Annotated in this window: 4 protein-coding genes; 1 reads left to right on the top strand and 3 read right to left on the bottom strand. The window is 70.4% G+C overall.

What is annotated here, in order from left to right:
• The first annotated feature begins 101 nt into the window (after positions 1-101).
• Positions 102-329 (top strand): type II toxin-antitoxin system Phd/YefM family antitoxin, encoded by a 228-nt coding sequence (locus RAM80_RS21775; RefSeq protein WP_416422492.1) that lies wholly within the window; start codon positions 102-104, stop codon positions 327-329.
• A 192-nt stretch (positions 330-521) separates the two neighbouring features.
• Here RAM80_RS21775 and RAM80_RS21770 read toward each other — a convergent pair whose 3' ends face one another.
• The 3 genes from RAM80_RS21770 to RAM80_RS21760 form a co-directional block, all read right to left on the bottom strand.
• Positions 522-1490 carry an alpha/beta hydrolase gene (locus tag RAM80_RS21770; protein WP_416422491.1) on the bottom strand — a complete coding sequence of 323 codons (969 nt, stop codon included), beginning with the start codon at positions 1488-1490 and terminating at the stop codon, positions 522-524.
• A 26-nt stretch (positions 1491-1516) separates the two neighbouring features.
• Entirely contained in the window at positions 1517-15550 is a 14034-nt protein-coding gene (locus RAM80_RS21765; protein WP_416422490.1) for a non-ribosomal peptide synthase/polyketide synthase, read from the bottom strand.
• Positions 15551-15735: 185 nt separating this feature from the next.
• Positions 15736-26511, bottom strand: coding sequence for an amino acid adenylation domain-containing protein (locus tag RAM80_RS21760; protein WP_416422489.1), 10776 nt, complete (start codon positions 26509-26511; stop codon positions 15736-15738).
• Positions 26512-26551: the final 40 nt, after the last annotated feature.

Genomic DNA, 26551 nt, shown 5'->3' with positions numbered 1-26551 from the left:
GGATTTGCTCGCTCCAGCCTTCTTGTCCACTCTCGCACCGCAAGTTGTACAGCTGTAGCGAACGTGAACTAGACAACGAACCAATCCTGAAAGGTATTTCCTTGCCACTTCACAATATCCATGATGCCAAGAAGTATCTGTCGCGGTTGCTGAGGCAAGTGGCGGCAGGCGAGATCATCACCATTACCAAGGCCGGCAAGCCGATCGCCAAAATCATCCCCTACGATGCCCCGCCCCCTGACCGCATACGACGCATAGGCTTCATCCCTGATCTGGTCATTCCCCCTGGCTTCGACGAGATGGACGCCACTGTTGCCGATTTGTTTTAGAGAAATTCGCTCGACCGGTGGTTGCCGCCTTGGCCACCGCAGCGTCTTGGACGCGGCCGGAGGCCGCTGCTACAGCAACCGCGTTGCCTGCATCGCGACTAAAGTCGGCTCCTACGCTGTGCGGGGTAGGAGCCGGCCTTGGCCGCGATCGGTGGGTTGCGCGCGTCCCCGTAGCAGCTGCCGAAGGCTGCGTCAGGCTTTCGCGTGGAGCGCCTGGGCGAGCACGGCGGTGAAGGTTTCGTAGAGGGGCAGCGCCGCCGGGGTGATGCTGGCCATGCGCAGGAAGTCGTGGGTCAGGTCGGCCTGGCAGTGCAGGGTCACCGGCACGCCGGCGGCGCGCAGGTGGGCGGCGTAGGCCCGGCCTTCGTCAAGCAGCGGGTCGAAGCCGGCCACGGCGATGTAGGCCGGGGCGGTGGCCGCTGGGATCTGGGCGCGCAACGGCGAGGCGCGCCAGTCGCTGCGTTGCTCCACGTTGGGCAGGTAATGGTCGTAGAACCACGCCAACGTCGGCGTCTCCAGCAGGTAGCCCTGGTCGAACAGGTCGGCCGAGGTGGTGCTGCCAGCGGCATCGGTCACCGGGTAGAACAGCATCTGCAGGCACGGCTGCACAGGCAACCCGCCCTGCCCGGCCGCAATCGCCGCCACCGTGGCCAGGGTGGCGCCGGCGCTGTCACCCGCCAAGGCCACGCGGTTGCGGTCCAGGCCCAGGGCCGGCGCCTGCTCCCACAACCACACCAGCGCGTCCTCGGCGTCGTTCACCGCCGCCGGGAACGGCTGCTCCGGCGCCAGCCGGTAGCCCACCGACAGCACCGCGCACGGCGTGCGCCAGCAGAACTCGCGGCACACCTGGTCATGGGAATCGAGGCTGCCCACCACATAACCGCCGCCGTGGTAATACACCAGCACTGGCCATGGCTGGCGGCGCTCCGGCACATCGGCGGGCAGGTACAGCCGCGCCGGCACCTGGGCGCCGTCGCGGCCGCTGAACCGGTGCTCGCTGACCGTCACCGGTCCCGCCACCGGCCAGCCCAGCTCCTGGGTAGAGCGTTCGAATTCGGCGCGCGCCTGCGCCACTGTCTGTTCGTGCATTGCCGGGCGCCCGGCGTCGCGGCCCTCGTCCACCAGGTCGAGAAAGGCCGCCAGTTCAGCGTTCAACGCCATTGTCTGTTTTCCATGCGAAAGAAGGTTCATAGCGCGGCCACCGCCAAGGTGCTGTCCACCAGTTGCTCAAGCTCTGCGCGCAAGGCGTCCATCAGCCCCTGCACGGTCTCGGGGCGGTAGCACTTGCGGCTGTACACGCAGCGCAGGCTGAGGCTGCCGTCGTAGACCTGGCCGATGATTTCCAACCAGTTAGCCAACTGCGCCACCGGGCTGTAGACATCGCCCATGGACTCGCGCGCCGGGGTGAACAAGCCGCCCTCGAAGGTCTGGTCGAACTGCCCCAGGTAGTTGAAGGTGATGCGCGGCTGCGCCATGGCCTGCAACTGCTGGCGCGCCTGGGCGCTGCCGGCGTGGCGCAGCAGGCCGTAGCCGATGCCCTTGTCGGGAATGCGCTGCAGCTGCCGGCGCACACGGCCCACCGCCTCGGCGAAATCACTGCCGGTGCCGGGTTTCAGGTGCACCGGGTACATGGTGGTGAACCAGCCCTGGGTGCGGCTCAGGTCGAGGTCGGCGAACAGGTCCTCGCGGCCGTGGCCTTCGAGCTGGATCAACGCCGAACTGTCGCCGGTCCAGCGGCACAGCACGCGGGCCAGGGCGGTCAGCAACAGGTCGTTGATCTGCGCCTGCAACGCCCCCGGCACACGCTTGAGCAGCGCCTGGGTGCGCTCGCGGTCAAGGTTCATCTGCGCGTTGCCGCGCACGCCCACCAGGTTGCGGCCGCGGGGGTTGTCGCGTGGCAGTTCACGAGGGGCGTCGTCCAGCAGTTGCAGCCAGAACGGCAGCCCCTGCTCGTCGGCGGCCATGGCCTGCAAGCGCTCCACCCACAGGCGGTAGCTGCTGGTGCGCGCCGGCAGGCTTGCCGGCACGCCGCTGACCTGCGCCTGGTACAGCGCCTGCACATCGTCCAGCAGGATGCGCCAGGACACGCCGTCCACCACCATGTGGTGGATCACCAGCAGCAGCTGCGCCGTGCCGTCGGGCAGGTGCATTTGCACCGCGCGCAGCAGCGGCCCGCCGTGCAGGTCCAGGCTGCGCTGGGCGCGGTTGGCCAGGGCTTCGATAGCCTCTGCAGACGCCAGTGGTTCGTCCCACAGCAGTGCCTGGCTGGCGTCATGCTCGGCATAACGCTGTTGCCACTGGCCATCGCCGGCCTGTTCGAAGCGCAGGCGCAGGGCATCGTGGTGCTGCACCAGCGCCTGCAACGCCTGCTCCAGCGCGGCGGCGTCCAGCGGCGCGACCATGCTCAGCATCAGCGCCTGGTTGAAGTGGTGCGGCTCGGCCATGCGCTGCTCGAAGAACCAAGACTGAATCGGCAGCAGGCCGAAGCGTTCGCCGGCGCCCTGGGGCTGGCTGTCCAGCGCCACCGGCGGGGTGTCGCTGTCCTCGGCGCTGCGCGCCAGCAAGGCGTCGATGGTCTGGTAGCGCATCAGGTCGCGCAGCTTGATCTCGATGCCCAGGCCCTCGCTGTTGCGCACCTTGGACACCAGTTGCAGGCTGAGGATGGAGTCGCCGCCCAGTTCGAAGAAGTTGTCGAACACCCCCACCTGTTCGACGCCCAGCACCTGCGCCCAGATGGCCGCCAGCTGCGCTTCCAGCTCGTTGCGCGGCGCCACGTAGTCCCCGCCCTGCCACTGCGGCTCGGGCAGTGCCTTGCGGTCGACCTTGCCGTTGGCGTTCAGCGGCAGCTGGCTGAGCACCAGGATCTGCGCCGGCACCATGTATTCGGGCAGCTGGCTGTGCAGGCTGGCCAGCAGCCGCTCGGCCAGGCCGTCGATGCGCGCGGCGGCCACGTAGCCCACCAGCTTCTTGCCGCCGGCGGTTTCCATGGCCACGACAACTGCTGCTTGCACCTGCGGCTCGGCGCGCAGGCGCGCCTCAATCTCGCCCAGCTCGATGCGGAAGCCACGAATTTTCACCTGCTGGTCGATACGCCCCAGGTAATCGTAGGTACCGTCGGCGCGGGCGCGCACCAGGTCGCCGGTGCGGTACAGGCGCCCGCCCTCCTGGCTGAACGGGTCGGCAACGAAGCGCTCGGCGCTCAAGCCCGGGCGTTGGTGGTAACCACGGGCCAGGCCCTGGCCACCGATGTACAGCTCGCCGCTGGTGCCGGCCGGCACCGGGTTCAGGTCCGGGTCCAGCACCCAGGTGGTCCGCGCGCCGACCCGCTCGCCGATGGGCGCGATGGCTGCGCCGCACGGCGTCTCGGGCGCTGCTTTCCACAGCAGCGGGGTGACCACGGTTTCGGTGGGGCCGTAGCCGTTGATCACGTGCTGCGGCCGCAGGTAACGGCGCACCTGGGCCAGGCTGGCCTCGGGCACCGCGTCACCGCCGAAGCAGTAGATACGCACTGGCGGCGGGTTGTCGTCGCGCGCGCCCTGCTCGGCCAGTTGCTGCAGGTAGGCCGGCGGGAAGGCCACCACGCTGATGCGCTGCTCATGCAAGGCCTGCCAGGTCTGCTCGATGCTCCACGGCTGGTTGTCACGCAGCACCACGCAGCCGCCATGGCTGAGCGGCGTGAGCCAGCGCTCGTGGGCGCCGTCGAAGGCGAACGACATGAAGTGCAGCTCGCGGTCTTCGGGCGTCATCTGGTAGCGCTCGCCGATCGCCTGGCAGTGCATGGCCAGCGGCCCGTGGGCCACCGCCACGCCTTTGGGCAGGCCGGTAGAGCCAGAGGTGTAGATCAGGTACGCGAGGCTGTCGGCGTGCAGCTTCGGTTGCAGCGGCGGCAGGCCGGCGCCGTCCACCGGCAGGTCCTCAAGTGCCCAGCATTCCAGCCCTTCAGGCAGCGGCAAGCGGCCCTGGGTGGCGCGGTCGGTGAGCAGCACGCGCATGCCCGAATCGCGCATCAGGTAGGCCAGGCGCTCCGGCGGGTAATCGATGTCCAGCGGCAGGTAGGCAGCGCCGCTCTTGAGCACCGCCAGCAACGCCACCGGCAGCTCCACCGAGCGCGGCAGGGCGATGCCCACCACCGCTTCGGCGCCGATGCCGGCCTGTTGCAGGTGCTGCGCCAGCACCTGGCTGCGCGACGCCAGCTGTTGGTAGCTCAGTTCATGGCCCGCGCACACCAGCGCCGGGCGCTCGGGCTGGCGCGCGGCCCAGGCGTCGATGCGCTCATGCACGAACGCCGTGGCCGCCGGCTCGAAGCGGTTGGCCGCCTCCAGCGCCAGACGCTCGCTGGCGGTCAGCAGGCCGATGCTGCCCAGCGGCCGCGTCGCGTCCTCAAGCAGGGTCTCCAGCAGGCCTTCCAGGTGCTCGCGCAGGCGCAACACCGCCGACTCGGCGAACTGCTCGCGGCGGTACATGTACTCGATTTCCAGGCCTTCGCCCAGGGTCACCATCAGGTCCATGGCGAAGTCGGTCACGCCAAACCCCTGGCCCACGTCGAAGCGCAGCTCGCTGTTGTCCCAGTCACGCAGCAGGCGGTCCACCGGCTGGTTCTCGAAGACGATGATGCTGTCGAACAGCGCCTGCCCGGCCTGGCCGGACCAGCGCTGAATCTGCCCCAGCGGCGTGTATTCGAAGTCGCGGGCGCGCAGGTTGTAGTCCTGCAGCGCGCGCAGCCAGTCGCCCAGGGCCTGCTCCGGGGCCAGGGTCTGGGCGATGGGCAAGGTGTTGATGAACAGCCCCAGCAGGTTTTCCGCCCCCGGCAGGCTGGCCGGGCGGCCCGACACGGTGGCGCCGAAGGCCACGGTGCGCTGGCCGGTATAGCGCTGCAACAGCAGCAGCCACGCGCCCTGGATCAGGGTGTTGAGGGTCACCCGCTGCTGGCGGGCGAACTGGCGCAGGCGCTCGGTGCGCGCCTTGTCCAGGCGCGAGTACAGCGCGGTATGGCCGCGGCCCTGCGGCGCGTCGACCACGGCCTGGGCCAGCAGCGTCGGCTGTTCCAGCACCTGCAACTGCGCCTGCCAGAAGGCTTGCGCAGCGCTTTCATCCTGGGCCTGCAGCCAGGCGATGTAGTCGCCGTAACGGCCACTGACCGCAGGCTTGTCACCGCCCAGGTAGCGGCGCAGCACCTGGCCGATCAGCAGCGACACGCTCCAGCCGTCCAGCACAATGTGGTGGTAGGTCCAGATCAGGCGGTAGTGAGATTCGTCCAGGCGCAGCAGCAACAGGCGCTGCAGCGGTGGCTGCTGCCAGTCGAAGCGCTGGGCGCGCTCGGCCAGCACGTGCTGCTCGATCACCGCCGGGGTCACGGCCTGGCCGCGCAGGTCGATCTCGCGCACCGGCAGTGGCGCGTCGGTGAGCACCACCTGCAACGGCTGGGCCAGGCCCTGCCACAGGAACAGGCTGCGCAGGCTGTCGTGGGCCTGGCTGACCTCGGCCCAGGCCTGGCGGAAGCGCGCGGCATCCAGGCCCTGGATGCCAATGTTCAGCTGGTTGACGTACAGCCCGGCCTCCTGCACCTCGACGCTGTGGAACAACATGCCCTGCTGCATCGGCGACAGCGGCAGGATGGCCTCCACCCGGGCCGGGTCCAGGTCCAGGGCGTCCAGTTGCGCCTGGTCGAGGCCGGTGAACGGGAAGTGCTCGGCCAACAACGGCGTGCCGGGCACATGGCGTACCTGCTCGGTCACCCCGGCCACGGCTTGCAGCGGGCTGGCCTGGGCCGCCAGCTGCTCCAGGCGCTGGTGCTGGAACAGGTCCTTGGGCGTCAGCTGCAAGCCGGCGTCGCGGGCGCGGCTGACCACCTGGATGGAGATGATGGAGTCGCCGCCCAGGTCGAAGAAGTTGTCGTCCAGGCTCACCTGCGCAAGGCCCAGCAGCTCGGCCCAGATGGCGGCCAGCTGCTGCTCGGTGGCGCTGGCCGGGGCGCGGTAGGCGCGGGCCTGCCACACCGGCTCGGGCAGCGCGCGGCGGTCGAGCTTGCGGTTGGGGGTCAGCGGCATGCGCTCCAGCAGCACGATCTGCGCCGGCACCATGTACTCGGGCAGGCGTTCGCGCAGGGCCTCGCGCAGCGCTTGCGGCTCGGCGTCGGCGGCCACGGCGTAGCCCACCAGTTGCTGGCCGTGCGGCGTGGCGCGCACCACCACGGCGGCCTCGCGCACGCCAGGCTGGGCCAGCAGCAGCGCTTCGATCTCGCCCAGTTCGATACGGAAGCCGCGCAGTTTCACCTGCTGGTCGGCACGGCCGACGTACTCCAATGCATCACCTTCACGCCAGCGCACCAGGTCGCCGGTGCGGTACAGGCGCTGGCCCGGCGCGCCGAACGGGTCGGGCACGAAGCGTTCGGCGGTCAGTTCCGGCCGGCCGTGGTAACCCCGGGCCAGGCCCGCGCCACCAATGTACAACTCGCCGATCACGCCCACGGGCACTGGCACCAGGGCGGCGTCGAGCACGTAGAGCGTGGTGTTGGCCAGCGGCAGCCCCAGGTCGGGGCGCGGCTGCCCGGCGCTGAGCAGGTTGCGCGCCGACCAGATGGTGGTTTCGGTGGGGCCGTAGACGTTCCACAGCGGGCCTTGCAGCGCCAGCAGGCGTGCGGCCAGGTCGGCCGGCAGCGCCTCGCCGCCGCACAACAGGGTGCGGCCGTGCAGGCGCGCGAACGCCGGCTGCTCGCTGAGCAGGCGCCAGGTCGACGGTGTCGCCTGCACCGCGTCCACCTGCTCGGCGTCAATCACCTCGATCAGCCGTTGCGGGTCGCGGGCGGTGTCGCGGTCCACCAGCACCACGCTGGCACCGGTGAGCAACGGCAGGTACAGCTCCAGCGCGGCGATATCGAACGACAGCGAGGTCAGCGCCAGCATCTTCTGCCCGGCCGCCAGGCCCGGCGCCTCGGCCATGCTATGGAGGAAGTTGACCAGGCCGCCACGGCTGACTTCGACGCCCTTGGGCTTGCCGGTGGAGCCGGAGGTGTAGATCACGTACGCCAGGTTCGACAGCAACGCCGCGTGCTGCGGCGCTTGCTCGACCGGCTCCAGCGCCAGCGTATCCAGGCTCCAGGTCGCGCCGCCATGGCCCAGCTGCGCCGCCAACGGCAGCAACGATGTCTGGGTCAGCAGCAGCGGGCTGCCGCTGTCCGCCACCATGTGCGCCAGGCGTTCGGCGGGGAATTCAGGGTCCAGCGGCACGTAGGCGCCACCGGCCTTGAACACCGCCAGCAGCGCCACCAGCAAGGCGTTGGTACGTTCCAGGCACACCGCCACCGCCACGTCAGGGCCCACGCCAGCCGCTTGCAGGCGCACGGCCAGGGCGTTGGCGCGGGCGTCCAGCTCGGCGAAGCTCAGCGCCTGGCGGCCATCGCTGACCGCCACGGCCTGCGGCGTGCGCCGGGCCTGCTCGGCCACGCAGTGTTCGAAGTGCAGCGCCGGGTACTGGCGCGCGCTGTCGTTGACCGACGCCAGGCGCGCCTGCTGTTCAGCGGCGTCCAGCAGCGGCAGTTGCCCCACCGGCAGCTCGGGCGCCTGCAACACGGCCGTCAGCAGGCGGGTGAAATGCGCACTCAGGCGCTGCACCGTGGCGGCGCTGAACAGGTCGGTGGCGTAGTTGAAATTGAAGGTCAGCGAGTCGTCGGCGTTCTCATCCATGAACAGCGACAGGTCGAACTGCGCCGTGGCGCTGTCGCCACTCATGGCTTCCAGGCTCAGGCCGTCCAGTTCCACCCGGCGCTCGCGGGCGTGCCGCTCGTGGCTGAACAGCACCTGGAACAGCGGGTTGTGGCTCAGCGAACGGGCCGGCTGCACAATCTCCACCAGCTGCTCAAACGGCAAATCCTGATGGGCCTGGGCCTGCAACGCAGTGGCCTTGACCTGTTGCAGCAGCGCCGCGAACGGCTGCTCGGCGTCGAGCCGCGTGCGCAGCACCTGGGTGTTGACGAAGAAGCCGATCAGGCCTTCGGTCTCGCCGCGCTGGCGGTTGGCGATGGGCACGCCCAGGCACAGGTCGTCCTGGCCGCTGTAGCGGTACAGCAGCACGTTGAACACCGCCAAGGCAGTCATGAACGGCGTGGCTTGCTGCGCCTGGCTCAGCGCGCGCAGGGCCAGGCCGGTCTCGCGCGGCAGGCGCCAGCGCAGGTTGGCGCCGCGGTAGCTTTGTTCGGCTGGGCGCGGGAAGTCGCCGGGCAACTCCAGCACCGCTGGCGCGCCCTGCAACTGCTGTTGCCAGTAGGCTACCTGGCGCTCGCCTTCAGGGCCGGCCAGCCAGTCGCGCTGCCACAGGGCGTAGTCGGCGTACTGCAACGGCAGCGGCGCCGGGGCCACCTGGCGGTACAGGCTGGCCAGCTCGTCCACCAGCACGGTCAGCGACCAGCCGTCGCTGATGCTGTGGTGCAGGGTCAGCAGCAGATGATGTTCTTCTGCGTCCAGGCGCAGCAGCTGCACGCGAATCAGCGGGCCGTTGTGCAGGTCGAACGGCTCGCGGACCTCGTGCAGCGCCAGCTCGCGGGCGCGGGCCTGGCGTTGCTCGGCGGGCAAGGCGCCGAGGTCGATCTGCGGCATGTCCAGGGCGATGCTGGGGTGAATGCGTTGCACCGCCTGGCCATCGACCGTGGCGAAGGTGGTGCGCAGGGTTTCGTGGCGCCCCACCAGTTGCCCGAAGGCCTCGCGCAGGCGCTCGATGTGCAGTGTGCCACGCAGGCGCAGGGCCATGGGCATGTTGTAGGCGCTGCTGCGCGGCTCCATCTGCCACAGGAACCACAGGCGGCCCTGGGCGTGGGACAGCGGCAGCAAGACCGGGCGTTCGCGGCGTTGCAGGCGAATCGACGGGCTGGCGATGCCGCCCAGGGCGCGGGCGAAATCCGCCAGCTGCGGGGTGTCGAAGACCTGCCGCACCGCCAGTTCCAGGTTCAGTGCCTGGCGCAGGCGCGAGACCATGCGAATCGCCAGCAGCGAGTGGCCGCCCAGGGCGAAGAAGTCGTCGCCACGGCCCACCTCGGCCACGCCCAGCACCTCGGCCCACACCTGGGCCACCAGCACTTCGGTGGCCCCTTGCGGCGCTTCATAAGCGCGGCTCTGCCAGTGCGGTTCCGGCAACAGCCGGCGTTCCAGCTTGCCGTTGGGCGACAGCGGCATCTGCGCCAGCGCGATCAGCTGCGCCGGCACCATGTAGTCCGGCAGCCGCGCGCGCAGCACGTCGCGAATGGCGTCCAGCGCCAGCGCCTCGCCCACCAGGTAGCCGATCAACTGCACGCCCTGGGGCGAGGCGCGGTCGATGACCACGGCTTCGCGCACGCCGGGCTGTTCCAGCAGGCAAGCCTCGATTTCGCCCAGCTCGATGCGCAGGCCACGCACCTTGATCTGGTGGTCGATGCGCCCGGCGTACTCGATCACGCCGCTGTCGCGGTAGCGCGCCAGGTCGCCGCTGCGGTACAGGCGGCCGGCGCCGAAGGGGTTGGGCACGAAGCGCTCGGCGGTCAGCGCCGGGCGGCCCAGGTAGCCGCGCGCCAGGTTGATGCCGCCGATGTACAGCTCGCCGGTGACACCCACCGGCACCGGTTGCAGCTCGGCGTCGAGAATATGAATGGCGGTGTTGGCGATGGGCTCGCCGATGGGCACGGCGAACTGGCCGGGCTCCAGGTGGCAGGTCCAGTGGGTGACATCGATGGCCGCCTCGGTGGGCCCGTAAAGGTTGTACAGCGCCGCCGGGTGCTCGGCCAGGCACTGGCTTTGAAGGTCGTGGGACAGCGCCTCGCCGCTGCAGATGATCCGCGTCAGGCTCGGGCAGCCGCCGCGCAGGGCGCCGGCGGCAATGAACAGCTGCAGCATGGACGGCACGAAATGCAGGGTGGTGACCTGCTCGCGCTCGATCACCGCTTGCAGCGCAGCCGGGTCGCGGTGGGCGCCGGGGTCGGCCATCACCAGCGTGGCGCCGGTCATCAGCGGCCAGAAGAACTCCCACACCGACACGTCGAAGCTGAACGGGGTTTTCTGCAAAACCCGGTCGGCGGCAGTCAGCCGGTAGGCCTGCTGCATCCACGCCAGGCGGTTGTGCAGCGCCTCGTGGCTGTTGCCGGCGGCCTTGGGCTTGCCGGTGGAGCCGGAGGTGTAGATGCAGTACGCCAACTGGCCGGGCTGGGTGTCCAGCAGCGGCTCATGGGCGGGCCAGGCGGCGTCACTGCCGTCGTCCAGGCACCAGCGCTCGGCGCCGCCCACCGTCGGCAGGCTGTCGAGCAACGCGCGCTGGGTCAGCAGCAGTTTCACGCCGCTGTCTTCGAGCATGTAGGCCAGGCGCTCGGGCGGGTATTCTGGGTCCATGGGCAGGTAGGCGGCACCGGCTTTGATGATGCCCAGCAGGCCCACCACCAGTTCCACTGAGCGCAGGGCGGCGATACCCACCAGGTCGTCACGGCCGATGCCCTGGGCTTGCAGGCGGTGGGCCAGGCGGTTGGCGCGGGCGTGCAGCTCGGCGTAGCTCAGGCGCTGCTCGCCGTGCACCAGGGCGATGGCGTCGGCGCTGGCATGGCGTTGCTGCACCAGCAGCTCGGGCAGCAGCGCGGTGGCGCTGTAGTCGCGGGCGGTGGCGTTGAAGCCATGGACGATCTGCTCGCGCTCGGCCTCGGTCAGCAGCGGCACGCTGTCCAGCGGCTGCGCCGGGTCGGCCAGCAGCGCGTCGATCAGCTGCAGCCAATGGCCGCCCAGGCGTTCGATGCTGCTGGCCTCGAACAGGTCCAGGGCATAGCTGAGCGCGCCGCGCAGGCCGCCCTCGGCGGTGTCGCGGGTGTACAGCTGCAGGTCGAACTGCAGGGTCTCCTCATGGCTGGGCAGCGGTGCAATCTGCAGTCCGGCCTGACCGATGCGCTCCAGCCCGCGGGTGGCCGGCAGGTGGCTGAACATCACCTGGAACAGCGGGTTGTGGCTGAGGCTGCGCGGCGGTTGCAGGGCCTCCACCAACTGGTCGAACGGCAGGTCCGGGTGGGCCTGGGCCTGCAGGGTCACGTCGCGCACCTGGGCCAGCAGCTGGGTGAACGGCGCGCGGCCGTCGAGCTGGCTACGCAGCACCTGGGTGTTGACGAAGAAGCCGATCAGGCCTTCGGTCTCCAGGCGCTGGCGGTTGGCCTGGGGCACGCCGATGCGCAGGTCGGCCTGGCCGCTGTAGCGGTACAGCAGCGTCTTGAAGGCGGCCAGCAACCACATGAACGGCGTGGCGCCCTGTTGCCGCGCCTGTTCGCGCAGGCGTTCGGCGCGCGCCACGTCCAGTTCGAACGCCCACACCGCGCCGCGATGGCTGGCGCGGGCCGGGCGCGGGTGGTCGCCGGGCAGCTCCAGCACCGGGTGCTCGTTGCCCAGCTGCGTGCGCCAGTAGTCCAGCTGGCGCTGGCCCTCGCCGGCTGCCAGCCACTGGTGCTGCCACAGGGCGTAGTCGGCGTATTGCAGCGGCAACGCCGGCCACTGCGGCTCGCGCTCGGCCGTCAGCGCCGCGTAGGCCTGGGTCAGCTCGTCGATCAGCACCTGCATCGACCAACCGTCGGAGACGATGTGGTGCATGCTCAGCAGCAGCCAGTGCTCCTGTTCCTCCAGTTGCAGCAGTTCTGCGCGCAGCAGCGGGCCTTGCTGCAGGTCGAACGGTTGGCGCAGCAGGTGCCCGGCCTCGGTACGGGCATCGGCGGGCGGCACACGGCGGGCCGGCAGCTCGAACGGCCACGGCGCGTCGATTAGTTGCTGCGGGCCCTGGCCGTCGTCCACCAGGCGCGTGCGCAGGCTTTCGTGGCGGGCCAGCACGCGGTTGAACGCCTGCTCCAGCGCCGGCTGGTCGAGGGCACCCAGCAGGCGCAGGCCGCTGTTGATGTGGTACGCGGTGCTTTCGGGTTCCAGCTGCCAGATAAACCACAGGCGCGCCTGGTTGCTGGCCAGCGGCAGGCGCTCGGGGCGTGGCCCGGCCACCAGCGCCGGCGCTCGGGCCCCGCTGCTGTCGCGCAGGCGCGCGGCGCAGTCCTGCAGGCGCGGCGCGTCGAACAGCAGGCGCACCGGCACGTCCAGCTCCAGCACCTGCTTGATGCGCGACACCGCCTGCACCGCCAGCAGCGAGTGGCCGCCGAGGGCGAAGAAGTCATCGTCCAGGCCCACCTGCTCCACACCCAGCAGGCTGGCCCAGATCTCGGCCAGCAGTGCTTCATCTTCAGTCTGTGGGGCGCGGTAGGCGATGCTGGTCCACTGCGGCTCGGGCAGCGCGTGGCGGTCGATCTTGCCGTTGGCGTTCAGCGGCAGGCGCTGCAACAGCACCAGCCGCGCGGGAATCATGTAGTCGGGCAGATGGCGTTGCAGATGGGCGTCGATGGCAGCCTGCAACTCGGCGCTGTCCTGGCCTTCCAGGTAGCCGATCAATTGCTTACCGGCCGGCGTGTCGCGGGCCACCACCACGGCGGTGCCGACGCCGGGCACTTCGCGCAGGCGGGTTTCGATCTCGCCCAGCTCGATGCGGAAGCCGCGCACCTTCACCTGCTGGTCGATGCGCCCCAGGTAATCGACGGTGCCATCGGCGCGCACGCGCACCCGGTCACCGGTGCGGTACAGGCGCCCGCCCTGGCTGAACGGGTCGGCGACGAAGCGCTCGGCGGTCAGGCCCGGGCGCTGGTGGTAACCACGGGCGACGCCTTCGCCGCCCAGATAGAGTTCACCTGAGACGCCCTGGGGCACCGGGTTAAGGTCCGCGTCCAGCACGTGCAGAGTACGCGCGCCCACGCCGTGGCCAATGGGCGCGTAAGGCGCGCCGCACGGCAGCTCGGCCGGAGCTTTCCACAACAGCGGGGTGACCACGGTTTCGGTCGGGCCGTAGCCGTTGATCACGTACTGCGGCGCCAGGTGCTGGCGCACGTGGGCCAGGCTGGCCTCGGCCACGGCGTCGCCGCCGAAGCAGTAGATGCGTACCGGCGGCGGGTTGCCGTGCACCGCGCCATGCTCGGCCAGCTGTTGCAGGTAGGCCGGCGGGAACGCCACCACGCTGATGCGCTCCTCGTGCAGGGCGCGCCAGGTCTGCTCCACGCTCCACAACGCGTCGTCACGCAGGAACAGGCTGGAGCCGTGGCTGAGCGGGGTCAGCCAGCGTTCGTGGGCGCCGTCGAAGGCGAATGACATGAAGTGGAATTCGCGGTCGGCCGGGGTCATTTCATAGCGCCGGCCAATGCCGGCGCAGTGCATGGCCAGCGGGCCGTGGGCCACGGCCACGCCCTTGGGCTGGCCGGTGGAGCCGGAGGTGTAGATCAGGTACGCCAGGCTGCCGGCGTGCAGGGCCACCACGGGGGCGGTGTCGGGCAGCACGGCGAGGTCCAGCTGTTCCAGGGCCAACGCCGGCACGCCGGCAGGCACCGGCAGCGCATCGAGCAGGCTGGCGTGGCTCAACAGCAGGGCCATGCCCGAGTCGGCCATCAGGTATTCCAGGCGCTGGCGTGGGTAGCTGGCGTCCAGCGGCAAATAGGCGGCACCGGCTTTCATCACCGCCAGCAGCGCGACGATCAGCTCGGGCGAGCGCGGCATGGCCACGCCCACCAGCGTCTCTGCGCCCACGCCCTGGGCGATCAGGTGGTGGGCCAGGCGGTTGGCGGCGCGGTCCAGTTCGGCGAACGTCAGGCTGCGCCCTGCCCCGCTGACGGCCGGGGCGTCGGGCTGGCGGCGGGCCATGGCGGCGATGCTCTCGTGCACCCAGGCGCTGGCCGCTGGCAGCGGCGCATCATGGGCCAGGGCGGTGCTGCCGCCGTCGCCTTGCAGCAAGGCGCCCAGCGCCGTGTCCGGGGCGTCGACCGCGGCGTGCAGCAGGCCGGTGAACGCAGCGGCGATGCGGGCGATGGTGCTGGCGTCGAACAGCGCCTGCGGGTAGGTCAGCAGCGCGTTCACCGCGCCGGCCGGGGTCTCGATGACGTCCAGCACCAGCTCGAAATTCACCGAGCACTCGGGGTTGCTGAACGGCTCGATGCGCAACCCACCCAACTGGCGCTGGGCGTCGACGGTCTGCCGCTGGTGGTTGAACAGCACCTGGAACAGCGGGTTGCGGCTCAGGCTGCGGGTGGGCGCCAGGCTCTCCACCAGTTGTTCGAAGGGCACGTCCTGGTGGCTTTGCGCGTTGATCAGGGTGTCGCGCACCTGGTTCAGCAGGTGCCGGAAGCCCTGGCGACTGTCCAGGCGGGTGCGCAGCACCAGGGTGTTGACGAAGAAGCCCAGCAGCGTCTCGGTTTCGCGGCGGTTGCGGTTGGCCACCGGCATGCCCACGCGAATGTCGTCCTGGCCGCTGTAGCGGTAGAGCACGGCGTTGAACGCCGCCAGCAGCACCATCGGCAAGGTCGCCCGGGCTTGGGTAGCCAACGCGCGCAGGCCCTTGACCAGGCCGGCATCAAGGCTGAAGTGATGGCGCTCGCCCTGCCCTTGCCAGTCACGGCCGCGCGGGCGGTCGATGGGCAGTTCCAGGGCCGGCTGCTCGTCGGCCAGGGTGGTTTTCCAGTAGTCGAGCTGGCGCTCGGCCTCGCCCGCCTCCAGCCACGAGCGCTGCCACAGGGCGTAGTCGCTGTACTGGATGGGCAGTGCCTGCGGGGCGTGGGCTGGGCCGGCCAGGTAGCCTTTAACCAGCTCGTCCAGCAGCAGGTTCATCGACCAGCCGTCGGTGATGATGTGGTGCAGTGTGAGGCTCAGCAGGTAGTCGTCCGCGCCCAGCACGAACAGCTGCGCGCGCAGCAGCGGGCCGCTGGCGAGGTCGAAGGGTTCGCGGCTGGCGGCGCGGCAGCGGGCCTGCAATTGGTCTTCGCTGACCGTCTCCACGGCCAGCTCGACCCTGGCCTGCTCGGCCGGCAGCACTTGCAGGCGAATGGAGGCGCCGTCCTCGACGAAGCGGCTGCGCAGGGTTTCGTGGCGCGCCACCAGCGCCTGCAGGGCCACGCCCAGCGCCTGGCGGTCGACGTTGCCGCGCAGGCGCACGGCGGTGGCCACGTTGTAGGCGAAACTTGCGGGCTCCAGTTTCCACAGCAGCCACATGCGCCGCTGGGCGTACGACAGCTCGCGCTCGTCACCGGCATGGCTGTGCGCGGGGATGGGGAACAGGGCGAAGTCGACACCGTCATTGCGCAGGCTGCTCAGGAACAGGCGGCGCTTTTCCAGGGGCAGGGCAATGAAACGCTTGGCAAGGGCGAGGGATTGGTCTGGGTTCATCACAAGGAATTCCGGGTTCTTTGTGATTCAAGACGAAATGGGAAGGGGAATCGTTAACGGTTGCGGATGCACAAACGCCCGTAGCCGCTGCCGAAGGCTGCGCTGGCCCCAGAGTACGCTGGAGATCTCCAGCGTGGTTCGAGGGCCAGCGCAGCCTGGCGGCAGCGGCTACGGGGTAATGCGCGTCAAAGGGCCTCCAGGCGGGCCATCAGGTCGTCCAGGTCGGTGGTGGGTTGCGGGGCGCGGGCGGCGTCGACCAGGTCGGCGAGCTCGGCGACGGTGGCCACTTCGAACACCTGGCGCAGGCTCAACGACACCTGCAAGGTACTTTGCAGGCGGGTGAACACCTGCGTGGCCAGCAGCGAGTGGCCGCCCAGTTCGAAGAAGTTGTCGGTCACCCCCACCTGCTCAAGGCCCAGCACCTGGGCCCAGATGTCGGCCAGCAGTTGCTCGGTCCCGGTGCGCGGGGCCACGTAGTCGCGCGGTTGCCAGTCCGGCGCCGGCAGGGCCTTGCGGTCGAGCTTGCCGTTGGGGGTCAGCGGCATGCGCGGCAGCGCCAGCAGTTGCGCGGGCACCATGTAGTCCGGCAGGTCGCGGCGCAGCTGCGCCTTGAGCGCGTCCAGGCGGCTGGCGTCGACACCGGTGACGTAACCCACCAGCTGCTTGCCGTAGGCCGACTCGCGGGCAACCACGGCAGCGTCCGCGACGCCAGCCTGGGCCAGCAGGCAGGCTTCGATTTCACCCAGCTCGATGCGCAGGCCACGGATTTTCACCTGCTGGTCGATACGTCCCAGGTACTCCAGCACGCCATCGGCGCGGCGCCGCGCCAGGTCGCCGGTGCGGTACAGGCGCGCGCCGCTGGCACTGAACGGGTCGGCGACGAAGCGCTCGGCGGTCAGCCCGGGCCGCGCGTGGTAACCCCGCGCCAGGCCGTCGCCGCCGATGTACAGCTCGCCGGCCACGCCAGGCGGCGCCGGGTTGAGGCTGTCATCGAGCACGTGCAGCTGGGTGTTGGCCAGCGGCCCGCCCAGGTCCGGGCGGCCGTGCACGCGGTTCAGCGCCGACCAGATGGTGGTCTCGGTGGGGCCGTAGAGGTTCCACAGCTGCGCCGCCTGTTCGCCCAGGCGCGCGGCCAGTTCGGTGGACAGCGCCTCGCCGCCGCAGAAGAACCGCTTGCCGTGCAGGCGGCTGAAGCCCTCGTGGCTGGCGAGCATGCCCCAGCTCGACGGCGTGGCCTGGATCACAGTGACACCATGCTGCTCGATCACCGCCAGCAGGCGCGCCGGGTCCTTGGCCGCCATGCGTTCCACCAGCACCACGGCGCCGCCCACCAGCAACGGCAGGTACAGCTCCAGCGCCGAGATGTCGAACGACAGCGAGGTCAGCCCCAGCACCCGATCAGCCGCCGTCAGGCCCGGCTCGGCGGCCATGCTGTGCAGGAAATTGACCAGCCCGCCCTGGCGCACCGCCACGCCCTTGGGCTTGCCGGTGGAGCCGGAGGTGTAGATGACGTAGGCCAGGTGCTCGGGGTGCCCCACGGCTGGGCCGTTGTCGGCAGCGTAGTGCGCCAGGCCGTCGAGGTCATCCATGCAGAAGGTCGGCACCTGGGTGGGTGGCAGCGCCGCCAGCAGGCGTCGCTCGCTGAGCAGCAGGCTCAGGCCGCTGTCCTCGAGCATGTGCGCCAGGCGCTCGCGGGGGAATTCAGGGTCCATGGGCACGTAGGCGCCGCCGGCCTTCATCACCGCCAGCAAGGCCACCGGCAAGGCGGCGCCGCGCTCCAGGGCGATGCCCACCGCCACGTCGGGGCCCACGCCCTGCTCGCGCAGGTAGCCGGCCAGGCGGTTGGCCCGGGCGTTGAGTTGCGAATAAGTAAGCTGGCCGTCGTCGGCGATCACTGCCACCGCGTCGGGGCTGCGCGCTGCCTGCGCCTCGATCAACTGGTGCAGGCTGTGCGCCGGGTCGTAGGCCATGGCGCTGCGGTTGCAGTCCAGCACCAGCGCGCGCTGGCTGGCGGCGTCCAGCAACGGCAGCTCGCCCAGGGGCCGCGCCGGGTCTTCGAGCATCGCCAGCAGCAAGGTCTGCAGTTGGCTGGCCAGGCCCTGCACGGCCAGCTCGCTGAAATGGCTGCGGCGGTAGTTGAACGCCAGCTTGAGGCTGTCGCCCAACGACGCCATCAGCGTCAGCGGGTAGTTGGTGTTGCCTTGGATACCCGCGCCCGAGAAACGCACCGGGCTGTCGGCGCGCTCCAGCACTTCGGCCACCGGGAAGTTCTCGAACACCAGCAGGCTGTCGAACAGCGCCTCGCCGTCGCCATGGCGGCGTTGCAGTTCGAACAGCGGCGTGTGCTCGAATTCGCGCAAGGCCACGGCCTGCGCCTGCACCTGCTGCAGCCATTGGCCGACAGGCAGCTGCGGCGCCGGCACCGACACCACCGGCAGGGTGTTGATGAACAGCCCCAGCTGCCGGTCGATGCCCGGCAGTTCCGGCGGCCGCCCCGCCACCGTCGCGCCGAACGCCACCGCCGCCTGGCCGCTGTAGCGTTGCAGCACGATGGCCCAGGCCGCCTGCAGCAGCGTGTTGACCGTGACCTGGCGGCTGCGCGCGAACGCGGCCAGCGCGGCCAGCGGCAGGTGGATTTCATGCTGGCCGAAGCCCTCGCCGCCCTGGGGTTTCACCAGGCAGTCGGCGAGCCGCGTGGGCGCCTCCAGCGCTGCCAGCTGCTGGTCCCAGAACTGCTCGGTGGCCGCCGGGTCGCGGCGCTGCAGCCAGCGCAGGTAATCGCCGTAGCGGCCGGGGCTGGCCGGCGGCGCCTCGCCGAGGTAGCGCTGCATCACCTCGCCCAGCAGCTGCGCGGTGCTCCAGCCGTCCATGAGGATATGGTGGTGGGTGTAGATCAGGTGGTAGCGCTGCTCGTCGCAGCGCACCAGGGTCAGGCGCAGCAACGGTGGCTGGTCGAGGGCAAAGCCGCGGGCCTGGTCGTCGGCAGCCAGGCGGTCGAGGGCCTGGCTGTCGAAAGCATTGCGCCAGTCCAGCACCTGCAACGGCAGGGTCAGGGCCGGCTGCACCCATTGCAGCGGGGTGTCCAGGCCCTGCCAGCAGAAGCCGGTGCGCAGGCTGTCATGGGCGTCCAGCGCCGCTTGCCAGGCGTGGCGCAGGCGCTCGGCGTCCACCGCTTCCACGTCCACCCGCAGCTGGTTGACGTACACGCCGTCGCGGTTGTCGAGCAGTTGATGGAAGAGCATGCCGTGCTGCATGGGCGTCAGCGGCAGCGCCGTGCTGACGCCGGCCGGCAAGGCCGCGCGCTGGGCGTCGTCGAGCACCAGCAGCGGCGCGTCGTCCTCGGTGCTGGCCGCCACGGCTTCAACCACAGCGGCCAGGGCACGCACGGTAGGCTGTTCGAACAGTGCCTTGGGGCTGAACACCAGCCCGGCCTGGCGCGCCTTGCCCACCACCTGGATGGTGACGATGGAGTCGCCGCCCAGTTCGAAGAAGTTGTCCAGCACGCCGACCTTGTCCAGCCCCAGCACCTGGGCCCAGATCTGGGCCAGCAGGGTTTCGCGAGGGCCTTCGGGCGCCTGGTACGCCTGCCCTTGCCAGTCCGGTGCCGGCAGGGCCTTGCGGTCGAGCTTGCGGTTGGGGGTCAGGGGCATGGCGGCCAGCTGCAGCAGCTGCGCCGGCACCATGTAGTCGGGCAGCTGCTGCTTGAGCGCTGCCTTGAGGGCGTTCAGGTCCAGCCCCTCGCCGACCACGTAGCCCACCAGCTGCTGGCCCTGCCCCACGCTGCGGGCAACCACGGCCGCCTCGCGCACGCCGGGTTGGCGCAGCAGCTGTGCTTCGATTTCACCCAGTTCGATACGGAAGCCGCGCACCTTCACCTGCTGGTCGATACGGCCCACGTATTCCAGCTGGCCGTTGGCGCGCCAGCGCGCCAGGTCGCCGGTGCGGTACAGGCGGCCGTGCCCTTGCGGGTCCGGCACGAAGCGCTCGGCGGTCAGGTCGGCGCGGCCGTGGTAACCGCGGGCCAGGCCCTGGCCGCCGATGAACAGCTCGCCGGCCACGCCCTGGGGCAGCGGTTGCAGGTAGGCGTCCAGCACGTACAGGCCGGTGTGGGCGATGGGCTCGCCCAGCCACGGCTGCGGTTGCTGCGGGTCGAGGCGGCGGCGCGCCGACCAGATGGTGGTCTCGGTGGGGCCGTAGAGGTTCCACACGTGCCCGGCGGCGGCAATCAGGCGCTGGGCCAGGTCGGCGGGCAGCGCTTCGCCGCCGCACAGCACCTGGCGCCCGGCAAGCTTTGCCGCCAGCTGCGGATGGTCGGCGAGCATGCGCCAGGTCGATGGCGTGGCCTGGATGCTGCGCACCTGGTGCTGCTCGATGGCCGCCCACAGGCGCTGCGGGTCACGGGCGCTGTCGCGGTCCACCAGCACCACGCTGGCGCCACGGGTCAGCGGCAGGTACAGCTCCAGGCCGGCAATGTCGAATGACAGCGAGGTCAGCGCCAGCATCCGCTCGCCCGCTACCAGGCCCGGTTGCTCAGCCATGCTTTCGAGGAAGTTGAGCAACGCGCCGTGGCTGACTGCCACGCCCTTGGGCCGGCCGGTGGAGCCGGAGGTGTAGATCACGTACGCCAGGTGCTGGGGCTGGGTGACGGGGGCAAGGTCGCTGGCGTCCTCGTCGGCCCACAGCGCCTGGTCACGGTCCAGGCACCAGGTGTTGGGGTGCGCGGGCAGCTCGGCCAGCAGGTGCTGTTGGGTCAGCAGCAGGCGCGCGCCGCTGTCGGCGAGCATGTGGCCCAGGCGCTCTACAGGGAATTCGGGGTCCAGCGGCACGTAGGCGGCACCGGCCTTGAGCACCGCCAGCAAGGCCACCAGCAGCTGGCTGTCGCGCTCGCAGGCCACGGCCACGCGGTCGTCGGGCTGCACGCCGGAGGCACGCAGGGCGCGGGCCAGGCGGTTGGCGCGGCGGTTGAGCGCGGCGTAGTCCAGGGTCTGGTCGCTGGCGATCAGCGCCAGGCTGGCCGGCGCCTGCGCGGCCTGCCGCTCGAACAGCGGCACCAGGCTGGCGGCGGCCAGCGCCGGGCCGCCCTGTACGCCACGTTGCAGCAGTTGCTGGCGCTCGGCATCGCCCAGCAATTGCAGCTCGGCCAGCGGCCGCGCGGCGTCCTCGGCCATGGCCAGCAGCAGGTGCTGGAAGTGCCCGGCCAGGCGCGCCATGGCCTCGCGGTCGAAGCTGGCCAGGTCGAAGGTGAAGCGCAGGTGCAGTTGCTCCGCGAGGTTGACCATCAGCATCATCGGGTAGCTGGACTGCTCGGTGGCGCGCGCGTTGGCGAAACTCACCCCCGCTGGCGCGCCCTGCTGCAGGGCTTCGCTGACAGGGTAGTTCTCGAACACCAGCACGTGGTCGAACAGCCCACGGCCGCTGTAGCCCAGCCAGCGCTGGATGTCGTACAGCGGCGTGTGCTCGTGCTCGCGCAGGTCCAGGTTCAGCTGCTGCACCTGGGCCAGCCAGGCGTCAACGCTGAGCAGCGGCTGCGGCGTGGCCGCCACCGGCAGGGTGTTGATGAACAGCCCCAGCTGCTGTTCGATGCCCGGCAGCTGCGCCGGGCGCCCGGCCACGGTGGCGCCGAAGGCCACGGTGGCCTGCCCGCTGTAGCGGTGCAGCAGCAACAGCCACGCGGCCTGCACCAGGGTGTTGAAGGTCACGTGGCGCTGGCGGGCGAAGGCCTGCAACTGCGCGGTGCGTGCAGCGTCGAGCTGCACCTGCACCTCGGCCTGGCCGCTGTCGCCGTTGCCTTCGTAGGCCAGCAGGTTGGCCAGGTAGGTCGGCTCCTGCAGCTCGCCCAGGTTGGCACGCCAGAAGCTTTCGCTGCTGGGGCGCTGGCCAAGCCACTGGATGTAGTCGCGGTAGGCCGGGGCGCTGCGGCTCGGCGCCTGGCCGGCGTAGCGTTGCAGCACCTCGCCCAGCAGCTGCGACTGGCTCCAGCCGTCCAGCAGCAGGTGGTGGCAGGTCCAGATCAGCTGTTGGCCGCCGTCGGCCAGGCGCACCAGGCGCAGGCGCATCAACGCCGGCCGGCGCAGGTCGAAGCCGCGCTGACGTTCGGCGCGGGCCACCTGCTCGGCGTCCTCGACCGCACTGCCCTGCTCCAGCACCAGGCTGACGTGGCGGTGCACGATCTGCAGCGCTGCGTCGCCCTCGCCTTCCCAGGCAAAGCCGCACCGCAGCACCGGGTGCGCGTCCAGCGCCGCCTGCCAGGCCGCGCGGAACCGCGCCAGGTCCAGGCCCTGCACGTCCACCCGCAGCTGGTTGATGTAGGCGCCAGCGGTGGGCGTGAACACGCTGTGGAACAGAATGCCCTGCTGCATCGGCGACAGCGGGTAGATGTCCTCGATCTGCGCGGCGGGCACCGGCAGGTTGTCCAGCTGCGCCTGGGTCAGGCGCGCCAGGGGGAAGTCCGAGGGCGTCAGGCCGCCGGCGGCGGGGCTGATGCAGTGTTCGATCAGGCTGCGCAGTTCCAGCTGCCAGGCGTCGGCCAGGCCCTGCACCTGCGGGGCGCTGAACCACTGCGGGGCGAAGCTCCAGGCCAGGCGCAGGCAGCCCTCGCTGATGCTGCCGTTGATGCTCAGCCAGTTGCCCGGTGGCGCCTCCGGGTCACTGTTGCGGCCACTGCTTTCGGCGGCCGGGTACAGCAGCGCGTCGTCGCCGAAGCTCTGGTCGAACTGGCCCAGGTAGTTGAAGGTGATGCGCGGCGCCGGCAGCGCGCGCAAGGCTTCGCCGTGGGGCGACAGCCAGGCCAGCACGCCATGGCCGATGCCGCGGTTGGGCACCTGGCGCAGGTGTTCCTTGATGGCCTTGATCGACTCGCCCATGTCGCTGGCAGCCTGCAGGCGCAGCGGGTAGGTGCTGGTGAACCAGCCGACGGTGCGGCTCAGGTCGGCGCCGTCGACCCACTCCTGCTCGCGGCCGTGGCCTTCCAGTTCCACATGCACCGCCGCCTGCCCGCTCCAGCGCTGCCAGGCACGGGCCAGGGCGGTCAGCAGCAGGTCGTTGACCTGGGTGCGGTAGGCCGCCGGGGCCTGGCGCAGCAACTGCCGGGTGCGCTCGGCATCCAGGCCGGTCTCGATCACTTGCAGGTCGCGCTGGCAGGCCTGCGCCTGGGGCGTGGCGACCAGCTGTTCAACCTGGTTGTCGGCCAGCTGCGCCTGCCACCAGGGCAGCTCTGCGGCCAATTGCGCGCTGCCGGCCTGGCGGTGCAGGGCCTCGGCCCAGTCACGCAGGGCGGTGGTGCGCGGCGGCAACTGCGGCCGCGCGCCGTCGGCGAGCTGCCGGCACAGGGCCTGCAGGTCTTCAAGCAGGATGCGCCACGACACGCCGTCCACCACCAGGTGGTGCACCACCAGCAACAGGCGCTGGCTGCCGTCCCACAGTTGCAGTTGCACGGCGCGCAGCAGCGGGCCGTTGAGCAGGTCGAGGCTGTTTTGCGCCTGTTCGGTCACGGCCTCCAATTCAGCCTGGTCGGCCACTGCCATTTGCCACAGCACGTTCTGCCCGGGGGCGGCGTGCTGGGCCTGGCCCTGGGCGTCGAAGCGCAGGCGCAGGGCGTCGTGATGTTCGAGCAGCAGGTGCAGGGCCTGGCGCAGGTGTTCGCCGATGATGGTGCGGTTGAAGCCAAGCATCACCGACTGGTTCCAGTGCTGGCGCTGGGCAATCTGGGTGGCGAAGAAACGCGTCTGGAACGGCAGCAGGCGGCTGGCGCCGGTCACGGGGGCCTGCTCTACCTGCGGGGCTTCGGCCTGCCGGGCCGCCTTGGCCAGGGCCGCCAGGGTCTGGTGCTGGAACAGGTCGCGCGGGGCCAGCAGCAGCCCCGCCTGACGGGCGCGGCTGACCACCTGGATGGCGATGATCGAGTCACCGCCCAGTTCGAAGAAGTTGTCGTTGGCGCCCACCTGTTCAATGCCCAGCACCTGCTGCCAGATGCCGGCCATGACGGTTTCACGCTCGCCCTGGGGCGCCACGTAGGCCTGCACCTGGGCCTGGGGCAGTGGTAGCGCCTTGCGTTCCAGTTTGCCGTTGGGGCTCAGGGGCATCTGCGCCAGGCTGATCAGGTGCGCCGGCACCATGAAGTCCGGCAGGCGCTCGGCCAGCCAGGCGCGCAGCGGCACCTCGACGCCGCTGTCACCGACCACGTAGGCCACCAGCTGCTGCGAGCCGGCCACGCCGTCTACTGCCAGCACCACGGCTTCGCGGGTGAGCCCGGATTCGAGCAGGCAGGCTTCGATTTCACCCAGCTCGATGCGCAAGCCGCGAATTTTCACCTGGTGATCGAGACGCCCCAGGTACTCGATGATGCCGCCTTCGCGCCAGCGCACCAGGTCGCCGGTGCGGTACAGGCGGCCGCTGCCGTCGGCGGCAGGCACGAAGCGTTCGGCGGTCAGGGCCTGGCGCTGGTGGTAGCCGCGCGCCAGGCCGACGCCGCCCAAGTACAGCTCGCCGGCCACGCCAATGGGCACCGGTTGCAGGCGCTTGTCCAGCACCTGGGTGCTCAGGCCGTCGATGGGGCGGCCGATGGGCACGCTGTCGCGGCCGTCGAGGCGGCAGGTCCAGTGGGTGACGTCGATGGCCGCCTCGGTGGGGCCGTAGAGGTTGACCAGCTCGGCGTTGGGCAGCGCTTTCAGGGTGCGTGCGGCCAGGTCGGCGGGCAGCGCCTCGCCACTGCACACAATCAGGCGCAGGCTGGTGCAGCGGGCCACGTCGGGCTCGGCCATGAACGCCTGGAGCATCGACGGCACGAAATGCAGGGTGGTGATGCCCTGCTGGCGAATGCGCCGGATCAGCGCCGCCGGGTCGCGGTGTTCGCCGGGTAGCGCCAGGGTCAGGGTGGCGCCGGTCATCAGCGGCCAGAAGAATTCCCACACCGACACGTCGAAGCTGAACGGGGTCTTCTGCAGCACGTTATCGGCAGCGCTCAGGTCATAGGCCTGCTGCATCCACGCCAGGCGGTTGAACAGCGCGCCGTGGCTGTTGCCGGCGCCCTTGGGCTTGCCGGTGGAACCGGAGGTGTAGATCACGTAGGCCAGGTGCTCGGCGTCCAGCGCGGCCGGTGCCAGGGCCACCGGCTGGCGCAGGTCCAGGGCGTCGAGGTCGAGCACGTCCAGCGCGCGGCCACCCAGCGGCAGCTTGGCCAGCACTCGCGCCTGGGTCAGCAGCAGGGTGATGCCGCTGTCGTCGAGCATGTGCTTGAGGCGCTCGGCCGGGTAGTCGGGGTCCATGGGCACGTAGGCGCCGCCGGCCTTGAGGATGGCCAACAGCGCCACCACCAGCTCCGGGCTGCGCTCGGCGGCCACGCCCACCATCACGTCGGCGCCTACGCCGCGCTGGCGCAGCAGCAGGGCCAGGTGGTTGGCGCGGGTGTCGAGCTGGGCGTAGGTCAGCTGGCGGTCGTCGAACAGCACCGCCAGGGCGTCTGGGCGCAGCGCTGCCTGCTGTTCGAACAGGCGGTGCACCGGCGCGCTCATGGCGTGGGCCGGGCCACCCTGGCTCCAGGCCTGCAGTTGCTCGCGCTCGGCTTGGCCAAGCAGCGGCGCGTCGTCCAGGCAAGCATCGGGGTGGTCGAGCATGTAGTCCAGCAGGTGCTCGTAGTGCCCGGCCAGGCGCGCGATGGTGCTGGCGGCGAACAGGTCGCGGTCATATTCCAGGGTGCACAGCAGGTGCTCGCCCAGGGCCACGTCCAGGGACAGGTCGAACTTGGCGGTGACGCTGGGCAACGTCATCACTTCCACGTTCAGGCCCGGCAGCAGCAGGCGGGTGCTGTCGTCCTGGTTGCGCAGGTTGAACAGGGTCTGGAACACCGGGCTGTGGCTGAGGCTGCGCTCGACCTGCAGGTGGTCGAGCAGCAGTTCGAAAGGATAGTCAGCGTACTCCAGCGCCTGCATGGCCTCGGCCCGCAGGCGCCGGCACAGGTCGCGGGCGCTCAGCGGCTGGCTGAAGTCGGCGCGGTACACCTGGGTGTTGACGAAGAAGCCCACCAGCTCCTGGATCTCGCGCTGGTTGCGCGCCGCGTTGGGCACGCCCACGGCGAAGCTGTCCTGGCCGCTGTGGCGCGCCAGCAGCGCCTGCCAGGCGCCCAGCAACAACACGAACGGCGTGCACGCCTGTTGTTGGCAGAACGCCCGCAGGCGCGCCAGCAGGGCATCGGGCAACTGCACTTGCAGCGACTCGCCGCGGTGGCCCTGGATGGCCGGGCGCGGATGGTCCAGCGGCAGGTTCAGCACCGGCAGGTGGCTGCCCAGGTAGCCGCGCCAGTAGTCGGCGGCGGCCTGGGCGTGGCCCTGTTCGTAACGCTGGCGCTGCCAGGCGGCGTAGTCGGCGTATTGCACCTCCAGCACCGGCAGGCGCGCGTCGGCCTGGCCCAGGGCGGCGGCGTAGGCCACCGACAGGTCGCGCACCAGGATGGCGTTGGACCAGGCGTCGGAGACGATGTGGTGCAGGGTGAACAGCAGCACCTGCTCGCACTCGTCGGCGCACGACAGCAGCGTGGCGCGCAGCAGTGGGGCTCGGTCGAGCACGAACGGAATGGCGGCTTCGGCGCGGATGCGCGCGTTGATCTGGCTGCAGTCGACCTTCTCCTCGCGGTGCAGCTGGAAGCTCACATGGGGCTCGATGACCTGGCGCGGCTGGCCGTCGACTTCGACGAAGCGAGTGCGGAACACTTCATGGCGCTGGATCAGCGCCTGGAACGCCTGCTCCAGCGCCGCCACGTCCACCTCGCCCTCCAGGCGCAACGCCCGCGGCAGGTTGTACTGGGCCGCGGCCGGGTCGTAGCGGTGCAGCAGCCACAGGCGCTGCTGGGAGAACGACAGGGGCGCACTGCCTTCATCGGGACGCCTGGGAATGCCTGGCTCGCCCGCTTCCTCGGCAAGCAGCAGCGCCAGCAGTTCGTCGTCCTGATTTTCGATGAATTGGTTCATGTCGTCCCGTCTCTCGACCGTGTCGTTGGTGTCTTTGAAG

The sequence above is a fragment of the Pseudomonas sp. App30 genome, assembly GCF_047947025.1.
In the GTDB taxonomy this organism is placed as follows: Bacteria; Pseudomonadota; Gammaproteobacteria; order Pseudomonadales; family Pseudomonadaceae; genus Aquipseudomonas.
This window is presented reverse-complemented; position numbering and strand designations above follow the sequence as displayed.

What these genes read in the sequence shown, in the direction of transcription:
- RAM80_RS21765 (WP_416422490.1), bottom strand. Translation starts at nt 15,550, where the DNA reads ATGAACCCAGACCAATCCCTCGCCCTTGCCAAGCGTTTCATTGCCCTG.
- RAM80_RS21760 (WP_416422489.1), bottom strand. Translation starts at nt 26,511, where the DNA reads ATGAACCAATTCATCGAAAATCAGGACGACGAACTGCTGGCGCTGCTG.
- RAM80_RS21770 (WP_416422491.1), bottom strand. Translation starts at nt 1,490, where the DNA reads ATGGCGTTGAACGCTGAACTGGCGGCCTTTCTCGACCTGGTGGACGAG.